Annotated in this window: 18 protein-coding genes; 9 read left to right on the top strand and 9 right to left on the bottom strand. The window is 50.3% G+C overall.

All coding sequences use genetic code 11. From position 1 onward, the window contains the following. The 8 genes from Q7J08_RS00985 (at position 1) to Q7J08_RS00950 (ending at position 7,291) form a co-directional block, all read left to right on the top strand. Positions 1-252: a hypothetical protein gene (locus tag Q7J08_RS00985; protein ID WP_011833590.1), complete on the top strand. Its 252-nt coding sequence runs from the start codon at positions 1-3 to the stop codon at positions 250-252. 15 nt (positions 253-267) lie between these two features. Continuing rightward, a complete protein-coding gene (locus tag Q7J08_RS00980; RefSeq protein ID WP_304909825.1) occupies positions 268-846 on the top strand; it encodes a V-type ATP synthase subunit E family protein in 579 nt (192 codons plus the stop codon). A gap of 8 nt (positions 847-854) precedes the next feature. Continuing rightward, on the top strand, positions 855-1,913 hold the full coding sequence (locus tag Q7J08_RS00975) for a V-type ATP synthase subunit C (RefSeq protein ID WP_304909824.1): 1,059 nt from the start codon (positions 855-857) through the stop codon (positions 1,911-1,913). Continuing rightward, positions 1,914-2,216, top strand: a complete 303-nt coding sequence (locus Q7J08_RS00970) for a V-type ATP synthase subunit F (protein ID WP_304909823.1) — start codon at positions 1,914-1,916, stop codon at positions 2,214-2,216. Beyond that, entirely contained in the window at positions 2,207-3,952 is a 1,746-nt protein-coding gene (locus Q7J08_RS00965) for a V-type ATP synthase subunit A (protein ID WP_304909822.1), read from the top strand. The genes Q7J08_RS00970 and Q7J08_RS00965 overlap by 10 nt, the downstream gene beginning before the upstream one ends. A 2-nt stretch (positions 3,953-3,954) precedes the next feature. After that, on the top strand, positions 3,955-5,331 hold the full coding sequence (locus Q7J08_RS00960; protein WP_304909821.1) for a V-type ATP synthase subunit B: 1,377 nt from the start codon (positions 3,955-3,957) through the stop codon (positions 5,329-5,331). A gap of 7 nt (positions 5,332-5,338) precedes the next feature. After that, positions 5,339-6,004, top strand: coding sequence for a V-type ATP synthase subunit D (locus tag Q7J08_RS00955; protein WP_304909820.1), 666 nt, complete (start codon positions 5,339-5,341; stop codon positions 6,002-6,004). Positions 6,005-6,388: 384 nt separating this feature from the next. After that, positions 6,389-7,291, top strand: coding sequence for an MBL fold metallo-hydrolase (locus Q7J08_RS00950; protein WP_304909819.1), 903 nt, complete (start codon positions 6,389-6,391; stop codon positions 7,289-7,291). A gap of 170 nt (positions 7,292-7,461) precedes the next feature. On the opposite strand, the gene Q7J08_RS00945 is transcribed toward Q7J08_RS00950, so the two are convergent. The 3 genes from Q7J08_RS00945 to Q7J08_RS00935 are packed head-to-tail and all read right to left on the bottom strand — an operon-like array spanning position 7,462 to position 8,729. Continuing rightward, positions 7,462-7,656 carry a 30S ribosomal protein S17e gene (locus Q7J08_RS00945; RefSeq protein ID WP_304909818.1) on the bottom strand — a complete coding sequence of 65 codons (195 nt, stop codon included), beginning with the start codon at positions 7,654-7,656 and terminating at the stop codon, positions 7,462-7,464. A 9-nt stretch (positions 7,657-7,665) separates the two neighbouring features. After that, a complete protein-coding gene (locus Q7J08_RS00940) occupies positions 7,666-8,178 on the bottom strand; it encodes a thiamine-phosphate synthase family protein (protein WP_304909817.1) in 513 nt (170 codons plus the stop codon). Further along, complete coding sequence (locus Q7J08_RS00935; protein WP_304909816.1) at positions 8,178-8,729, bottom strand: HDIG domain-containing metalloprotein; 552 nt, start codon at positions 8,727-8,729, stop codon at positions 8,178-8,180. Before Q7J08_RS00935 ends, Q7J08_RS00940 begins: the two co-directional genes overlap by 1 nt. Before the next feature lie 54 nt (positions 8,730-8,783). Between Q7J08_RS00935 and Q7J08_RS00930 the strand changes: the two genes are divergently transcribed. After that, entirely contained in the window at positions 8,784-8,966 is a 183-nt protein-coding gene (locus Q7J08_RS00930) for a hypothetical protein (RefSeq protein ID WP_304909815.1), read from the top strand. A 29-nt stretch (positions 8,967-8,995) separates the two neighbouring features. On the opposite strand, the gene Q7J08_RS00925 is transcribed toward Q7J08_RS00930, so the two are convergent. The 6 genes from Q7J08_RS00925 to Q7J08_RS00900 all read right to left on the bottom strand — a co-directional run bounded on the left by Q7J08_RS00925 (position 8,996) and on the right by Q7J08_RS00900 (position 18,033). Further along, positions 8,996-10,684, bottom strand: a complete 1,689-nt coding sequence (locus tag Q7J08_RS00925) for a class I adenylate-forming enzyme family protein (protein WP_304909814.1) — start codon at positions 10,682-10,684, stop codon at positions 8,996-8,998. A gap of 163 nt (positions 10,685-10,847) precedes the next feature. Further along, positions 10,848-12,536 carry a class I adenylate-forming enzyme family protein gene (locus tag Q7J08_RS00920; RefSeq protein ID WP_304909813.1) on the bottom strand — a complete coding sequence of 563 codons (1,689 nt, stop codon included), beginning with the start codon at positions 12,534-12,536 and terminating at the stop codon, positions 10,848-10,850. 4 nt (positions 12,537-12,540) lie between these two features. Further along, positions 12,541-14,247 carry a class I adenylate-forming enzyme family protein gene (locus Q7J08_RS00915; protein WP_304909812.1) on the bottom strand — a complete coding sequence of 569 codons (1,707 nt, stop codon included), beginning with the start codon at positions 14,245-14,247 and terminating at the stop codon, positions 12,541-12,543. Between the two features lie 92 nt (positions 14,248-14,339). Next, positions 14,340-16,772: a heavy metal translocating P-type ATPase gene (locus Q7J08_RS00910; RefSeq protein ID WP_304909811.1), complete on the bottom strand. Its 2,433-nt coding sequence runs from the start codon at positions 16,770-16,772 to the stop codon at positions 14,340-14,342. Further along, on the bottom strand, positions 16,769-17,365 hold the full coding sequence (locus Q7J08_RS00905) for an L-threonylcarbamoyladenylate synthase (RefSeq protein WP_304909810.1): 597 nt from the start codon (positions 17,363-17,365) through the stop codon (positions 16,769-16,771). The genes Q7J08_RS00910 and Q7J08_RS00905 overlap by 4 nt, the downstream gene beginning before the upstream one ends. Then, a complete protein-coding gene (locus Q7J08_RS00900; RefSeq protein ID WP_304909809.1) occupies positions 17,365-18,033 on the bottom strand; it encodes a DUF5612 domain-containing protein in 669 nt (222 codons plus the stop codon). The genes Q7J08_RS00905 and Q7J08_RS00900 overlap by 1 nt, the downstream gene beginning before the upstream one ends. Positions 18,034-18,040 lie beyond the last annotated feature (7 nt).

The following is an 18,040-nucleotide window of genomic DNA, read 5'->3' as shown; positions in this document are numbered from 1 at the left end:
ATGGCAATCGAATCTATGACAGTAGAAGCAGCAACAGCATTGGCATCTGGATACACCGCAATCGGTGCAGGTCTCGCAGTAGGTCTCGCCGGTGTCGGTACCGGTATCGGTGAAATGGGTATCGGAGCAGCCGCAGTCGGCGCAACCGCAGAAGACCGTGGAATGTTCGGTCTTGCATTACTCTTCACCGTTCTTCCGGAAACCGTCGTTATCTTCGGTCTCGTTATCGCACTGCTCTTGATCTTCGTCTAAGCGGAGCAGTCTGATATGGGACTTGAGGTAGTAGTAGACGAAATCAAAGCAAAGGGTGACCGCGAAGCTGCCGGCTTAAAAGCCGCAGCTGAGGCACAAGCTAAAGAGATCGTCAACGAAGCAAACCTCCGTGCAAACGAGATCCGTCTCGCCGCCGAAAAAGACGCTGATATCCAGACCGAACGGATGATGATCCGTGAAGTCGCCAGCGCCAATTTGGTCGTGAAACGTGATTTCTTAAACGCACAAAAGGAACTTCTTGACAAGGTCTACAGCAGTGCCGCCGAGGAAATCGCTAATCTTCCGGCAGACGTACATGCAAAAGCTGTACGCGAACTCTTAAAAGAGTCTGCCAAGCAGATCAAAGTCGGTGTCGTTTTCACAAACGCACGCGACGAAAAATCTGCAAAAGAGGCATTAAGCAGTTTAAAAACCCTGAGCGGATTTACGTTTGGAGGAATCACCGACATCGCAGGCGGTGTCGTTGTACAAAGTACCGATGGTCAGCTCACACTTGACTTCTCATACCAGACCTTTATGGGTGAAGTCTGGGAATCAAGTCTGAAAAATGCATCGGAGATATTGTTCGGATGAGGTAAACAATGACTGAGGTAATGAGCGGAATTGCTCCCTATATCTATGTCTCAACCCGCATGCGGGTCCGCAAAGCGAAGCTCATCCCCCGGGAAGAATATCTTCGCATGCTGAACATGGGTCTCCCTGAGTTCACAAGACTCATCGAGGAATTGGAGTATAAACGCGAAATCGATGAACTCTCTGCATCCTTTAAAGGTGTGGATCTCATTGAAAACGCCATGTCCTGGAACCTTGCAAAGGAGTATCAGCGCGTTATCGCTCTGGCTCCCGGAGAGATGAAAGGATTTACCCGTGATTACCTGCACAAGTGGGATATACAGAACATTCTGAGTATCCTGCGAGGTAAAGAACTCGGATTTTCCGATGGGAAGATCCGTGCAGTACTTGTCCCGGCCGGTGCACTCGATGCACCAACACTGGACCGGCTTGTCGCCGAGTCGTCAGTTGACCGTATCGTCGAACAGCTGCCGATAAAGCAGCTTTCCGCGATCCTCAGCGAAGGACTCAGCGAAGCACTCGAGACCCATTCATTTGGGAAACTCGAAAACGAGTTGTACAAGTACTATTATGCAACGCTGATCAAAGCAGCACGTGGCGGAATGAAGGGCGGACGTCCGTTCCTGAAATATGTCATGTTCGAAATCGACATCAAAAACATCACCAGTGTTTTCAGAATGCGTGCACAGGGCGGCGACAACGCAGCCCAGCAGAACATCTGGATCCCCGGCGGTTCCTTCAAACCTGAAGAGCTCGAAAGACTCAGCAGTGTTGAAAGCACCGATGAAGTCGTCGATTCGCTGAAAAAGAAGATCAAAGTCACCGTGCTCCTTGATGCACTTGAATCAATGCGTGAAAAGAAACCGATTTATTCGATCGAAAGCGCCCTGATTGCAGCACAGCTCAATCAGATGGATAAAGTTTCGAAACGGAATCCGTTCTCAATCTCGCCGCTTCTGGTGTATCTCGAAAGAAAGAAGTACGAAGTATCCAATCTCCGTGCCATTGCCCGTGGAAAAGAAGCAGGCCTTAGTGCAGAGATTCTCGAAAAGTACCTGGTGATGTAAATGGAAATCGCAGTAATTGGAAAGAAGGAGTTCGTCTTAGGGTTCCAGCTCGCTGGTATCAAAAAGACCTACTCTGCCGAAAATCCCGAAAAACTTGCCGAGACCATTACAAAGGTACTTGATGATGCAAATGTCGGAATACTTGTGCTGCAAAGCACGGACCTTGACCAGATCCCGCGTCGCCTGCAGGTAATCATTGAAAATTCTGTCAAACCGACCATCGTGACGATCGGTGGGCAGGAGGCAGGTCTCTCCCTGAGGGAGCGTATAAAACGTTCGGTGGGTGTTGATTTGTGGAAGTAAATAGCAAGCCAGGAATACTCAAAAGAATTGCAGGACCAGTCGTCACTGCAGTTAATCTTGATGCACATATGTATGATGTCGTCAAGGTCGGAAACGAGGAACTGATGGGAGAGGTCATCAAGATCGACGGTGCAGACACCGTTATTCAGGTCTATGAATCTACCACGGGCATTCGCCCGGGTGAACCCGTCACAAACACCGGTCTTTCGCTCGCAGTCGAGCTTGGCCCGGGTCTCTTGACCAGTATCTACGACGGTATCCAGCGTCCGCTCGAAGTGCTCATCCAGAAGATGGGTAACTTCATTGCACGCGGTGTTACCGCACCAGGACTGGATCACGAGAAGAAATGGACCTTCAAACCGGTCGTCCATGTCGGGGACACAGTAGCTCCCGGTCAGATCATCGGTGAAGTTCAGGAAACCCGCAGTATCGTGCACAAGGTCATGGCACCGCCACTCGCAAAGGGCGGCAAGGTCACCAAGATCAATGCAGGAGATTTCACCGTTGATGAGATCGTCATTGAACTCGACTCCGGCGAATCCTTCCCCATGATGCAGAAATGGCCGGTCCGTGTCCCGCGTCCTTACGTGGAAAAACACAGCCCGAGCATCCCTCTCCTGACCGGACAGAGAATCCTTGACGGACTCTTCCCGATCGCAAAAGGCGGAACTGCAGCAATCCCCGGACCATTCGGATCCGGAAAAACCGTTACCCAGCAGCAGCTGGCAAAATGGTCCGACGCTGAGATCGTGGTCTACATCGGCTGCGGTGAACGCGGTAACGAAATGACCGAAGTTCTGACTGAGTTCCCTGAACTCCAGGACCCGAAAACCGGAAACTCCCTTATGGAGAGAACGATTCTCATCGCAAACACTTCCAACATGCCTGTGGCAGCCCGTGAAGCATCCGTATACACCGGTATTACTCTTGCAGAGTACTTCCGTGATATGGGCTACGACGTTGCATTAATGGCAGATTCCACCTCCCGGTGGGCAGAAGCAATGCGTGAAATCTGTTCCCGTCTTGAAGAGATGCCCGGAGAAGAAGGATACCCGGCATACCTGTCGTCCAGACTCTCCGAATTCTACGAGCGTGCAGGACTTGTCCAGCCCCTCGCAGGAGGATCAGGCTCTGTTTCCGTTATCGGTGCAGTGTCCCCTGCCGGTGGAGATTTCTCCGAACCGGTTACGCAGAACACACTTCGTATCGTCAAAGTCTTCTGGGCACTTGATGCAAACCTCTCCCGCCGCCGGCACTTCCCGGCAATCAACTGGCTGCAGTCGTACTCCTTGTACATGGCTCAGCTGAATGATTACTACGACGAGAAGGTCTCACCCGAATGGAACAAACTCCGTGGCTGGTTCATGGAAGTTCTCCAGAAGGAAGCCGAACTGCTCGAGATTGTGCAGCTGGTCGGATCCGATGCATTACCGGAAACCGAGCAGATCACTATCGAAGTCGCCAGAATGATTCGTGAACTGTTCCTTCAGCAGAACGGTTTCGACCCGGTCGACACCTACTGCGATCTGCCGAAACAGCTTGATATGTTCAAGATGATCAGAACCTATGCGGACCTTGCATATGCCGCACAGGCTGCCGGCGTCCCGCCGTCACAGATCCTTACGATCAAATCAAAGAACGAAATGCCGCAGGTCAAGTTCACTAAGGACTACAAACCGGTCCTCGACAAGATCTACGCAGGCATGGAAGCTGAATTCAAGGCACTGAGGGCATAAACATGAAAGAATATAAGACAGTCTCTAAAGTTGCCGGACCTCTGCTCTTTGTTCAGAAGACAGAACCAGTCAGCTACGAAGAGCAGGTCAGCCTTGTTCTTGCCGACGGCACGATGAAACGTGGTCAGGTTCTTGATACCTCCGACGATTTAGTCGTTGTTCAGTGTTATGAGAGCACGACCGGTCTTGGTCGTGATACCGGTGTCCGTTTCCTTGGTGAAACGTTCAAGATGCCGGTCTCAAAGACCATGCTCGGACGTATCCTTTCCGGCGGTGGAAAACCCATCGACGGCGGACCAGCTATCATCCCCGACAAACGTCTTGACATCAACGGAGCAGCAATCAATCCGTATGCACGTGGAACACCGAGAGATTTCATTCAGACCGGTATCTCCACCATCGACGGAACGAACACCCTTGTTCGTGGTCAGAAACTGCCGATCTTCTCGTCTGCCGGTTTACCGCACAACGAGATCGCTCTGCAGATCGCCCGTCAGGCAAAAGTTCCCGGATCCACCGACGAGTTCGCTGTAGTATTTGCTGCAATGGGTATCACCCGTGAAGAAGCAAACTACTTCATGGCAGACTTCGAGAGGACCGGTGCACTTGAGCGTGCAGTCGTTTTCCTGAACCTTGCAGATGACCCCGCTGTCGAGCGTACGGTCACCCCGCGTCTTGCACTCACCACCGCAGAGTACCTTGCATACGAGCTTGGTTACCACGTGCTGGTTATCCTGACCGATATGACGAACTACTGTGAAGCACTTCGTCAGATCGGAGCAGCCCGCGAAGAAGTTCCGGGTCGCCGTGGATATCCAGGTTACATGTATACCGATCTTGCATCTCTCTACGAGCGTGCAGGTATCATCAAAGGTCTGAAAGGATCTGTTACCCAGATTCCGATCCTGACGATGCCCGGTGATGATATCACCCACCCGATCCCCGATCTTACCGGATATATTACGGAAGGACAGATCGTTATTTCCCCGGAGTTACACCGTAAAGGTATCTACCCGCCAATTAACGTTCTGCCGTCTCTGTCACGTCTGATGAACCTCGGTATCGGTAAAGGCATGACCCGTGACGATCACAAGAAGGTCTCTGATATGATGTATTCCGGTTACGCAGAAGGTGTCGATCTCCGCGGCCTAGTGGCCATTGTCGGAAAAGACGCACTCTCAGAGCGCGACCAGAAATTCTTAGAGTTCGCCGATGCATTCGAGAATAAGTTCGTTCGTCAGGGATCTGACGAGGACAGAACCATTGCCCAGACACTCGATGTCGGATGGGGTATGTTCACCCAGCTCCCGGAGAGCGAACTTGAGAAGCGTATCGACCGTGACCTGATCAAGAAGTACCACTCGAACTACAGGAAGTGATTAAGTCATGGCGCTGAACGTGAAGCCTACCAGATCCGAGCTGATCGCCCTTAAAAAGCGTATCAAACTCTCGGAGCGGGGACATAAGCTTCTGAAAATGAAGCGCGACGGACTTATCCTTGAATTCTTCAAGGTATTAGCGGAAGCTAAAGATCTCAAAAATCAACTTGCCGAAAAATACGAACGTGCACAGAAAATGATTGCAATCGCAGAAACTGTGGATGGAAGTATCGGAGTGAAATCAGCGGCGTTTTCAGCATCTGAAAACCCGGTGATCAACCTCAAAAGCAAGAACATTATGGGAGTTGTTGTACCCAAGATCGAGGCCCAGAGTGTTAAGAAGTCTCTCACAAACCGCGGTTACGGCGTTCTTGGAACGTCCGCCGCGATCGATGAGGCTGCTGACGCATTCGAGGAGTTAGTGGAGTGTATCATTCTCTCCGCCGAACTTGAGACGACTATGAAGCGCCTCTTAGACGAGATCGAAAGTACAAAGCGCCGTGTGAATGCCCTGGAATACAAGGTGATTCCGGAGTTGATCGATGCCCGCAACTTTATCAAGATGCGGCTCGACGAAATGGAACGTGAAGAACTGTTCCGTATGAAAAGATCAAAGGGAAAGTCTGCAGCAAGAGCCGCGATTGCAGCCGCCTTAAAGGCAGCTGAAACATAATCCGGCTTATGTCTGGAGAAACGGGAGAACCTCAGGGATCACCGGAGATATCCGGAATTCTCTAACCCGAATCTCTTTATTCTTTTTTGACTGTTTTTTATCTGATGATATACTTCTGTTCATCCGAGATAGGATGATCATTTTTGCGAGGAAAGATGGTATTTTCCAGCCGTCTTTATGCTTTATGGTCGGACGCGAGTTCCCAAAGGCGATGAGGCAGGTTATACCGCCGGGACGATCACTCTTGTTGATGGCGGATACACCTGTATTTGACCTTCGAACAACCCTTTTTTTCCGATAATAATATTCATATTATCTCCCGTCCCTTTACTGTAAACAATGAATAATCTGTTCCCCCCCGACAAAGCTGATAAAATAGCCAAAATGTTTTCCTTTACAGACGAAGAGAGAGACCATTTTCTCAATTGTGCCGATGGTATTCTCCAGTCTCACAGTAAAGAGGAGCCGGAAAAAATAATCTCTGCTATCAGCGGGTATGCAGATCTCATAGCAAAAAGCAAAGGAACAGGCTACACTCCCAAAATCTCAAAACAGGCGATCGGGGATGTTCAGGTCACAAGGATCGAACCGCCCTGCGGAAGCAACACCTACATCCTGGAAACACCTGCAGGATTTCTGGTGATCGACAGCGGTTTTCCCTGTTATGCTGAAGAGCTGAAGCAGACGGTCCTCTCGCTCTACCCCAAATTTCCCGAGAAGAAAACCGAACTTCTTATCACCCACATCGATATGGACCATATGGGAGCGATGGATCTTTTTGACTGCGTGTATCTGAATGCAACCAGTCTGGAGAACTTCACGCGGGAAAAGACCGGCGTTCCAAACTACCGGGTCAAGAATCCGACTCGTGCTCCGTTTTACGAGATGGTGGTGATGCTGACCAAATATACAACACCATCTTTAGCAAACATCAGCCTCCTGGACTCGGTCAAACCCGATCACTCGCTCCCTCTCTCACATATCGGCGACCTGAAAGCAGCAGGCCTCACCTTTTCGATCTACGAAGGTTATGGCGGTCACGTGGAAGGTTCGATGATCTTTCTCGAAAATGATCTTGGTCTCATCTTCACCGGCGATATTCTGATAAATCCGGATGGCTTCACGCCCGAACAGCTGAGAAGCAATCGATACCCTGCTATTCTTGCCGGCGGCAGTGTGAACGAAGATTCGAAAAAAGCGGCAGCAGAGCGTTATGCGGCATATGAAATGATGCAGGGAAGACGGTGGACGATCTGCCCGGGGCACGGAGATGTTTTCCAGCTCTGAAAATTCAGGAATATACTATAGTTGCCCGGACCCTGAACGATCCATTTCTCTCAACTTTTTTTTAGACGAAAGCGTATCTGTTTTTCAGTGCAGGGATCCTGCGGATCTCTAGACCAATAAGTACATAAAATAACGAAAAGACGTTGGAAAAAGATATTGAGCCGGAAAAGTTACCGGCGTACGGGAGTGGTGTTAACCTTGCGGGTAACGTAACCTGCGACCCGGTTACGGATCATTTTGCTCTCAATAGTGGTAATTTCAGAAACAACTCTCTTGTTGTCATCAAAGTTGCCATTGAAGCTTTTTCCGTGCTGTTCGAGAAGGGCGATGCCCATTGATTTGATATAACTTGGCTTGATTCCCATGAGTATTCCTCAGATGTCTATATATGTAAGACGTTGAGATATGATAAGTATTCTGTTTGCGACTTCATCCGGAGTGGTCCCAAGAAGGTATATCCTGCCGGGTCCGCGGGAGGATTCAGCACAGGCGATAGCAAGCGGGACACCTTTTCTGCAGATAGAAGCAATACCCCAGTCCATAGTCGAAATGCCTACCGGATACTTTTCCGGGTCATACACTTCAACGTCCCGCAGTGTTTCGATCGTGGTTTGAAGGATATCATCTTCATACCGGATGCATGCAGCGGAACGAATGCTTGGGTCAAAGCGCCGGACCGTAAGAAGGGTCCGAACGATCGGCTCATCAACACCGAAACCGACACTCGTTCCCCGGGCGATCGCCACACCTTTCTGGTCGGTAGAATTGACCGTCGCATAGGCGATCGCAAGGTCATCTCTCGGAATGATATAGCGCGAGACATCGAGGATTTTTCCGTGGGCTTTCTGGAGCTCGCGAAGAACAGATGACTGAGCTTGAGCAGACATTAGTTCAGCCCCAGTTCGTCTTTTATTGCGGTGATCTCATTGATGGCGATCTCATACATCCGTTCCCTCGGTATGAGGGCATCGCCAAGCGCGATCCTCTTTCTGTCGCATCCTGCAGCGAACGAAGGGGTCTTGTATTTCTTCGTGACCGTCTTCACCGACACGTCAGTGATATTTCCCCCTTTGACATGTGCGCAGGCGACGATCAGACCGGACACGCTGTCAGCGACCTGAAGACATATCTCGACAGGCGTTGTGTAGTCTGAACCGAATATCATGTGATTATGACGCTTTATCGGGAGAGCAATCTCGTCCCCGACGCCTGCGAGCCAGAGGATCTCATATCCGATGATCCCGTGCTTTTCCATATCTTCGTGTATTTCTTCAAAGTCGATATCGTGAAGGATGCCTATTGTTTCCCAAAGGACAGCGTCTTCTCCCAACTCAGTTGCCAAACCTTTCATTACGGCCGCAGTCGAGAGACAGTGACCCAAAAGTGAGGGGGAGGTGATGTGTTGTTTGAGGAGTATGAGTGCCTCGGTTTTTTCCATGCCTATATATTAGATATGAAAAGGGATAAGAGTCACGACGCACAATGTACTTATATGAAAGATTGGATACTCGATGTGATTATCGGCATCTCGGCAATTATTTTATTTGCCATACTGCTTCTCGCTCTTCCGCATGTCCTTCCGGCGGCATACGGCTATGTAGCGGCGTTCCTGATTTTTGTTGCATACCTGACTGCGGCAGGACTGACTGCTATTAAAGCTTCAATTATAAAATAATTTTTTTTATAAAATTTTGAAAAAAAAAGTTACTCGTGTTTTTCGAGTGCTTTATAATCTGTTTTATTCATTTTGGTAAGAGGCATTTTATCCAGGATCGAAATCGAGACAGGAACACTCCAGTGATTCAGATTCGCTTTCGCAAAGGCGATGATGTCTTTTATTGCAGCCTCAGGATCCATCTTTTTCGAAAGAGTGACATAGAGTTTGATTCGTGTGTCGGCCTTCCATGGGATCCCCATGGCGCACGACTGGGAGATGACGGGGCATTTTTCCATGACAGCCTCGATCATGAGCGGATAGACATTGTAGCCGTTAACTTTGACCAGCCGCTTATACCTGCACCGGAAATTGATGTTGTCCCCTTCACCGATAGAGACGATGTCCCCGGTGTGGAGCCAGACACGGCCGTCTGCATGCTTACGGAGAACGGCAGCTGTCTCTTCCGGATTTTTGTAGTATCCGGTCATGACGGCCGGTCCGATCATACACAGCTCTCCTTCTTCGGTGTTTGGCAGGACATCAGTAGTGCCGGGCACGACAACGCAGATCTCGGTTCCTTTGAACGGAACACCGACGCCGCCCTCATATAATGAGGCATAATGAACATCAGTAATGACGCAGGCCCCTCCGGCTTCGGTCAGACCATAGCCGGGACGGAACTCTGCACCGCCGTGTTCTCTGCCAAGAATATCGTTATACCGGTAGGCGAGATCGAGGGTGACCCGGTCTCCCCCGCAGACCAGATGCTTGACGCAGGAGAGATCCTTACCTTTGAGATACGGATACATCCGTTCATACATCGCAGGAACACCGCAGAGAAATGCCATCTTTTCTTTGACGATGAGACCCGCGCACTCTTTTGCATCGAATTTTGGACAAAGAAGGACCCGCATTCCTGATGCAAGCGGCGTATGGATACAGACGGTCAAACCAAACGCATGGAAGATCGGAAGGACGGCAAGGAACCCGTCGCCGATGTGAGGATTGCCTTGAACATAGTCAGAGATGAGCTCGGTTGCCAGATAATTTTCGGCGGAATTGGAAAGCATCACACCTTTCGAGGGACCGGTCGTTCCTCCGGTGTACATGATAACGGCAGTGTCCTCGGCCCGTACATCGTGCGGCGGGAGAGGCGTGGTTTTCAGGGACTCGCGGCCTTCAGCAAGAAGCGCATCCCATTCACTTGCTTTTCCAGTGGTTTTTTTGGCATGACGAACCGTGTGGTTGTAAACCGTTTTCATGATCCGCCCTTTTATGCCTGAAGGGAAGTATGCCGGAGTTTTACAGCGGATGACCTCTACATTGAGATCGGAACAGTGCTCTTCGTTGAGTTCGAAGGTCAAAACGACCTTTGATTCGGTAAGCTCCACCGCATAACGCAGTTCATCCCCGGTTGACAACGGATGAACAAGGTTGCAGATCGCACCTATTCTGTTTATTGCATAAGCTGCGATCACACTCTGGGGGATATTGGGGAGAAAGATCGTGACAAAATCGCCTTTCTTCACTCCGTGAAGGATAAATCCTGCAGCACAGGCATGTACCTGGTCCATCAGACTTGGATAGCTTATATGATTATTATAATATTGAATAGCGGTCGCTTCGGGTCCTGCATGGGTTCCACCGTAGGTGAGCATGGTATAGAGAGATCTCTTCGTCTCATCCGTATACTCGAGTTTGGTGATGGAATCATTTCTATATATGCGGGTTGACATGAACCATTATTATATGGATGGTAGCATATTATAGCTGGCGGTCATATAAAAATACGCTCACAAACGAGAGTGATTTTTTATCGGCAGGAGTACCTCCATAGAGAGGGTAATGGATTTCCCTGTGAAACGCTGACAGACCAGTTACGTAAAAAAAAGGGGGAAATTATTCTCTGTCCTGCAGAGCCATATAGTCGAGTTTATTCATTTTTGTCATCGGCATCTCGTCAAGAATGACGACCGCCTTTGGAACACTCCAGTGATTCAGGTGCTCGTTTGCATAGGCAAGGATCTGCTTTTCTGCTTCAGCATGATCCATCTTCCGCTTAAGCGTCACAAAGAGTTTGATCCGCCGGTCATCCCGCCACTTAAATCCGACTGCACAAGCTTTTGCCACGATCGGACAGCCCTCGAACGCCGCCTCGATCAGAGGAGGATAGACATTATATCCGTTCACTTTAACCAGACGCTTGATACGTGATCTGAAACAGAGATTGCCCTCTTCGCCGATGGCGAATATATCGCCGGTATGGAGCCAAATGTTTCCGTCCGGATGGAGTTTGAGAACGTCACTCGTCGCCTCCGAATTTTTATAATACCCTTTCATCAGCGAAGGACTCAGGATGCACAGCTCTCCTTCTTCACCCTCAGGAACAGGCTCACAGGTCCCAGGTTTCACAAGGCATATGTCCGTTCCTTCGACTGGGATCCCCACACACCCTTCGGGAAAAGCATGATACTGATTTCGGGTAAGAGAACACGTTCCGCAGGCTTCGGTAAGACCGTAGCCTGGACGGAACTCCGCACCGCCCTTGTCCTTACCTAAAATATCATTATACCGGTATGCGAGATCATGACTCACCCAGTCGCCTCCGCAGACCACATGTTTCATGAAGGAAAGGTCGTGTCCTTTCAGATGGGGATACATCCGCTCATACATGGCGGGCACGCCGATCACATAGGCGACCTTCTCCTTCAGGAGAAGTTTACTGCACTCTTTATCATTGAAACGGGGAGAAAGCATGACCCGCATCCCTGACGAAAGCGGGGCCTGGATACAGACAGCAAGACCAAATGCATGGAACAGCGGAAGGATCGCGAGAAATCCGTCCCCTATATGGGCGGTGTGCGTGACGTTCTCCAGAAGAAGACGCGTCGTGACATAATTCACCGACCAGTTCGAGATCATGACGCCTTTCGCGGGTCCGGTCGTTCCCCCGGTGTACATGATGACTGCCGTGTCGTCTGCTTTCACATCAGAGGGAGGGAGCGGCTTTGAGAGAAGCCTCTTTTCACCTTCTGCGAGAAGATCCGTCCACTCGGTGACCCGTGCCGATGCCTTCGCTGATTTCCGGACAGAGTGGGTGTACACGGTCTTCATCACAAATCCTTTGAGACCCGCGGGGAAGTAGCCGGGTGTCCTGCACCGGATGATATCGACATCCATGCCGGCTGCAAGACCTTCGTTCAGCTCAAAGGTGAGGATGAGTTTACTGTCCGTGAGGTTGATCGCGTTCTCCAGCTCAGATAAGGGTGAGAGAGGGTGGACCATATTGCATATTGCACCAATTCTGTTAAGAGCGTAAACTGCAATTACGCACTGCGGGATATTCGGGAGAAAAAGGGTGACAAAGTCTCCTTTTTTTACGCCGTGCTCAAGAAAGCCTGCGGCACAGGTTTGGACAAGGTCATACAGTTCCCCGTATGAGACCCTGTTATCGAAATATTGAATGGCCACAGCCTCACGGCCGGCATGTTCCACACCATAGTTGAACATGGAATACAGGGACTGTTTTGTCTCATCCGAATACTCCAGTTCCGTTTTTGCATCGTTTCTATATACAGGACGTGACATGATATTACTCAGCCTGCTTTTTTTCGTTTGCCCGTGAAAGTTCCTGTTTTTCCAAAAGACGGTAATCCACCTTGTTAAACTTCGTCATGGGAAGTTCAGAAACGAATTCCACTTTGACCGGGACACTCCAGCGGTTCATCTGCTCTTTGGCATAATCGATCAAGATCTTCTCCTCTTCTGCCGCATCAAAGGAGCCGAGCGGCTTTTCCGGAACAACATACAGTTTGATCTTCCGGTCCAGCTTCCAGGGAGTTGCAACGGCGCAGACCTGTTTGATATCAGGGTGGCCCTGCATCGCTTCCTCGATGAGTGTCGGATAGACATTATACCCATTCACCTTCACGAGCCTCTTAAACCGGGAACGGAAACAGATGTTCCCATCCTTTCTGATCACAACGAGATCGCCGGTGTGGAGCCAGACGATTCCATCATCGTGGAGACGAAGCATGTCCTTTGTGGCTTCTTCGTTCTTGTAATATCCCTTCATAACCGAGGGACCAATGAAACAAAGTTCGCCTTCCTCGCCGTCAGGTACGACCTCGGTCGTACCGGGTTTTACCACACATACTCTTGTTCCGGTGACCGGGGTCCCGACGCAGCCCGTCGGAAGTTTATCATACTCGTTTCCAACAAGGGAACAGGCACCGCAGGCCTCTGTCAGACCATAACCGGTCCTGAAAAGGATATCAGCATGGGACTTCTTCAAAAGAACATTATACTTATTTGCCAGTTCTTCGGAGACGCGGTCACCTCCGCTGACCATGAGTTTCATCCTCGAGAGATCTTTATCTTCAAAGTAGGGATACATGCGTTCGAAAAGTGCCGGCACGCCCGGAAGGAAAAGAACATCCTCGGAAAATATCTGCTGGGCACATCCTTTCGGATCGAATCTGGGTACAAGAACGGTTTTCATTCCGGAGATAAGCGGCGCATGAACGGATACGGCCAGACCAAAGGCGTGGAATATCGGGAGGATCGCAAGAAATCCGTCACCCACATCGGTTTTGCCGTCACCTATGTCGATCAGAAGCTGGATAGAGATGAAATTTACCGCATAATTCGAGAGCATGACACCCTTTGAATCACCCGTCGTTCCGCCGGTGTACATTATCACCGCGGTATCATCCGGCTTCACATCATCTGCGGGGAGCGTGAAACCTGATTTGATCAGCTTCTTTCCTTCAGCAAGGAGATCGTTCCAAAGAGTGATCTTCGCGACGTTCTGCACTTTCGGATATTTGCGCATGACAAACCGGAATCCTTTGTCCAGAACAAATCCTTTCAGATTTGACGGGAAGTATCCTGAGGTTCTGCAGCGGATGACCTCGATATTTTTCCCGGAAAGGAGACCCTCGTTGATCTCACAGGCGAGAACTACTTTGCTCTCTGTGAGTTTGAGGGCGGAGTCGATATCTTCCTGAGGGGATAAGGGATGGACCATATTGCATATTGCGCCGATCCGGTTGACAGCATAGATAGCGAGAACTCCCTGAGGAATGTTCGGGAGGAAAATGGTGACATGATCTCCTTTTTTTACACCGTGTTTTACCAGGGCCGCTGAAATCGCATGGACTTCATCCATGAACTGTTTGAATGAAATGTGTCTTCCATAATATGCAACTGCAGGTGAACTCTCACCCGCCCGGTTGAAACCATAAAGAAGTCCTTCATACAGCGAACGTTTATTTTCTTCAGAGTAGTCTAATGTCAAAAAATTATCCTCCGATCAAGCGGTAAAAAAATCTAATAGTATTATTTGCTCTGGAACATATAATAGAAACGTAAATATTTTTGGGGATTTTATCAGTTAATAGACAGAATCGTATAACCTGACTCGGAAATCACCCGAGTAAACTCTTCATCGGAAACATTCCCGGAAAGTTCCACCGTAGCGGTTTTGGCATTGAGATCCACCACCGCGGAAACAACTCCCGGGATTCCGGAGAGAGCTTTTTCAACATTCATTTTGCAGTGGTTACACATCATACCGTCAATAGTAAGTACTTTTTTCATGGTTTCCTCTTTAGAAGTAGGTGGGATCTCGGATGTAAAAAATCTGAGCCTTAGAGCATTTAATACCACACATACGGAAGACAGACTCATCGCAAGAGCGGCAAACCCGGGAGAGAGTTTCCAGCCGAACGGCACAAAGAAAACACCGGCTGCGAGAGGGATGCCGATCGTGTTGTAGATGAATGCCCAGAAGAGATTCTCCTTAATGTTTCGAAGCGTGGCGCGGCTCAGACGGATCGCCGAGACGATGTCCCAGGGATCACTTTTCATTAAAACGAAATCGGCGGATTCTAAAGCGATGTCGGAACCCGCTCCGATCGCGATACCGACATCGGCCCTCGCAAGAGAGGGTGAGTCATTGATTCCGTCCCCGACCATGATGACATGATGACCCGCCTCCTGCAGAGTTCTGACCTGACCTTCTTTTTCCGCCGGCATAACTTCAGCGATCACGTTCTCGATCGACAGCTGCCGGGCAATAGAATCAGCTACCGTATGGGTATCTCCGGTCAGTAAGACGACATCCAGACCAAGAGCCTGCAGTCCGGCAACGGCAGCTTTGGAGGTTGGACGGATCTTGTCGGCAACGGAGATGACGCCGAGCAGTTCATTTCCGCTCGCGAAGTAGAGCGGGGTGCCGGTGACGCTGACAGGAGTGAGCGGGATCCCGTTCTCTTCCATGAAAGCGGCATTTCCGGCATAACAGATCTTCCCATTTATCGAAGCAGAGACGCCCCGACCCGGGACCGCGGTGAACTCCTGAGTTTTGACAAAGGTGATTCCATTCTCCTCAGCATAAGTGATGACCGCTTTCGAGAGAGGGTGTTCTGATGCGGATTCGACCGAAGCGGCGACCGAGAGAAGATCATCTCTGGTCCCGGAAAGCGTGATGACCTCGGTGACCTCGGGTTTTCCTATCGTGACCGTTCCCGTCTTATCCAGAAGGATCGTGTCGGCACGACCTGCCGTCTCGAGAGATTCTGCAGATTTTATCAGAATGCCAAGAGAAGCCGCTTTCCCGGTCGCAACCATGATCGCTACCGGTGTGGCAAGGCCGAGAGCGCATGGACAGGAGATGACAAGGACCGATATCGCAATGGAAAGAGCAAAGGTAAACGGCTCGCCGAGAAGCAACCAGACCGCTCCCGAAAGAACGGCGATGGTCATGACCAGTGGGACAAATATCCCGCTCACTTTGTCGGCGATTTTTCCGATGGGGGCTTTTGATGAATTGGCATTCTGGACGAGTTCAACGATCGCGGCGAGTGTCGTGTCCTCGCCGACCTTTTCCGCCCGGAACGTAAAACTGCCAAGAGAGATCGTTCCTGCGGAGACCATATCTCCCGGATTTTTTATGACAGGGATACTTTCGCCGGTCAATGCCGACATATCGATCGGCGCAGAACCTTCCGTTATCGTACCATCGACCGGGATGCCTGCTCCCGGTCTGACCACGATTACGTCGCCGACTGCCACCTGTTCGGCAGGGATGATGACCTCAACCCCGTCACGAAGAACCGTTGCAGTTTTTGGAGCAAGGTCGATAAGTTTTCTGACCGCCTCAGTGGTTTTTCCTTTTGATCTCGCCTCAAGAAACTTACCGATCGTAACGAGTGACAAAATCATCGCAGCTGATTCAAAGTAGAGATCCATAGACCACATACTGGCTGCGGAGAGATCACCTATCGAAAGAGCTGAGAAAATAGCATAGATAGCATAGACCCCATACGTAAGCGCCGCAAGCGAGCCGATAGCAACCAGAGAGTCCATGTTCGGCGCACGGCGGAAGAGTGCCGGGATGCCGGATGTGTAGTATTTGTTGTTCGCGATGACAATCGGAATGGTCAGTGCAAGCTGGAGAAGGGCAAATATCCCGGCGTTTGCCGGATCATGGGTCCATTGAAGGAGAGGGAAACCCCACATATGCCCCATAGAGAGATACATAAGCGGAATAAGAAAAGCAAAAGAGATGATGAGCCGGATCTTCATCGGGCGAAGAAGAGATCCTTCCCGGGGGGGATCGCCCATAACCAGATCATATCCGGCTGCGCGTACGGCCTGTCTGATCTGATCATCTGAAATATCGTCCGACTCGACGACCAGACGATTTTCCAGAAGGTTCACTGAGGCGGATCTCACGCCTTCCACACTTTTTGCGGCCTTCTCAACATGAAGAGAGCAGGCCGAACAGGTCATGCCGGATACTGAGTATGTTTTTTTCATTTCGCGTTTTCTATAAAGAAATGAGCGATCTCATCCAGCATTGCGCCGGGACGTTCGATTTTCCTTGTGTCAAGGTTAACGACCGTACTTGGAATGCCGCGGAGGAGACCGCCGTCAAGCAGATAATCATGGGGAACGTTGACCTGATCTACCGTGATCGGCGAGACTTCACCGGAGATGTTTGCCGAGGTCGCGGTAATCGGACAGTCGAACATGGATATCAGTTCAAGAGCGAGGGTGTGATCAGGATACCGGATACCGATCGTGCCTGTCCCCCCGGACAAGTCGCCCGGCATACAGTTTTTCACCGGCAGAACGATCGTGATCGGACCCGGGAGAAATTTGCTGATGAACCGTTCCGCAAACGGACTGACATCGGCAATGCCATAAATCATATCGATATCGGAAACGGCGACCGAGATCGGTTTTCCAAGAAGCCGTTGTTTCGCTTCATATACTTTGAGGACCGCAGTCTCCGATAAAGCATCTGCACCGAGTCCATAGACCGTTTCTGTAGGATATACGACAAGTCCGTCGCGGAATAAAACACGGACGGCTTTTTCTATTCTGGTTTCTTCTGTTGGTGTTATCATCAGAACTCTTTCCCCTTTACTTTTTCAATATCAAATACCCCGATAGTGCTGATATGCATAACGGCCATGACCCCGGCCTGGATCGGATCGGTAACGACCAGATCAGCAGCATCCGAGGCACTCCCTGCCATTTTCAGGCAAATCACCGGGATGCCGTCTGCTTGGATGGATTTAATTGCCGTGGTTATCTCGCCGCCCATCAATGAGCCGGCAAGAACAAGGATCGAGGCGCGGGGGAGGCGGCCGACTGCTTCAACGGCACGTGCCAGATTCTCCTCCCCGACAAGCGGGATCGTGTCGACAGAAATGCGTTCTCCGCGAATATTATGCCGATCAGCCTCGTTCACGGCACCCATTGCGACCTGGGCGACCTGGGCGCCTCCGCCGATGATGATGACACGCTTTCCAAATATTTCCCCAAACGTGTCGTGAAGAACGACCTCACGAATCCCGGAAACGAGTCGAAGCTCTGAAAGAACAGCATTGATTTCATCGCCCCCTTCGATCTCGATATCGGCCCATGCACATCCTTTGTCAGGCCCCCGGGTAAGTATTTCCTGCTGGATGGAAGTGATGTTCGCATTGTGTTCAGCACAGACCGAACCGATATCTCTGAGAATACCTTTTTGATTTTCGGCGATGAGGCTGATTGCGTGATGAGGCATCATAAAAATC

It is taken from the genome of Methanocorpusculum sp. (assembly GCF_030655665.1).
Lineage (GTDB): Archaea > Halobacteriota > Methanomicrobia > Methanomicrobiales > Methanocorpusculaceae > Methanocorpusculum.
This window is presented reverse-complemented; position numbering and strand designations above follow the sequence as displayed.

Coding starts and splice junctions, on each gene's coding strand:
- Q7J08_RS00985 (WP_011833590.1), top strand. CDS start 1: ATGGCAATCGAATCTATGACAGTAGAAGCAGCAACAGCATTGGCATCT.
- Q7J08_RS00980 (WP_304909825.1), top strand. CDS start 268: ATGGGACTTGAGGTAGTAGTAGACGAAATCAAAGCAAAGGGTGACCGC.
- Q7J08_RS00975 (WP_304909824.1), top strand. CDS start 855: ATGACTGAGGTAATGAGCGGAATTGCTCCCTATATCTATGTCTCAACC.
- Q7J08_RS00970 (WP_304909823.1), top strand. CDS start 1,914: ATGGAAATCGCAGTAATTGGAAAGAAGGAGTTCGTCTTAGGGTTCCAG.
- Q7J08_RS00960 (WP_304909821.1), top strand. CDS start 3,955: ATGAAAGAATATAAGACAGTCTCTAAAGTTGCCGGACCTCTGCTCTTT.
- Q7J08_RS00955 (WP_304909820.1), top strand. CDS start 5,339: ATGGCGCTGAACGTGAAGCCTACCAGATCCGAGCTGATCGCCCTTAAA.
- Q7J08_RS00950 (WP_304909819.1), top strand. CDS start 6,389: ATGTTTTCCTTTACAGACGAAGAGAGAGACCATTTTCTCAATTGTGCC.
- Q7J08_RS00945 (WP_304909818.1), bottom strand. CDS start 7,656: ATGGGAATCAAGCCAAGTTATATCAAATCAATGGGCATCGCCCTTCTC.
- Q7J08_RS00940 (WP_304909817.1), bottom strand. CDS start 8,178: ATGTCTGCTCAAGCTCAGTCATCTGTTCTTCGCGAGCTCCAGAAAGCC.
- Q7J08_RS00935 (WP_304909816.1), bottom strand. CDS start 8,729: ATGGAAAAAACCGAGGCACTCATACTCCTCAAACAACACATCACCTCC.
- Q7J08_RS00930 (WP_304909815.1), top strand. CDS start 8,784: ATGAAAGATTGGATACTCGATGTGATTATCGGCATCTCGGCAATTATT.
- Q7J08_RS00925 (WP_304909814.1), bottom strand. CDS start 10,684: ATGTCAACCCGCATATATAGAAATGATTCCATCACCAAACTCGAGTAT.
- Q7J08_RS00920 (WP_304909813.1), bottom strand. CDS start 12,536: ATGTCACGTCCTGTATATAGAAACGATGCAAAAACGGAACTGGAGTAT.
- Q7J08_RS00910 (WP_304909811.1), bottom strand. CDS start 16,772: ATGAAAAAAACATACTCAGTATCCGGCATGACCTGTTCGGCCTGCTCT.
- Q7J08_RS00905 (WP_304909810.1), bottom strand. CDS start 17,365: ATGATAACACCAACAGAAGAAACCAGAATAGAAAAAGCCGTCCGTGTT.
- Q7J08_RS00900 (WP_304909809.1), bottom strand. CDS start 18,033: ATGATGCCTCATCACGCAATCAGCCTCATCGCCGAAAATCAAAAAGGT.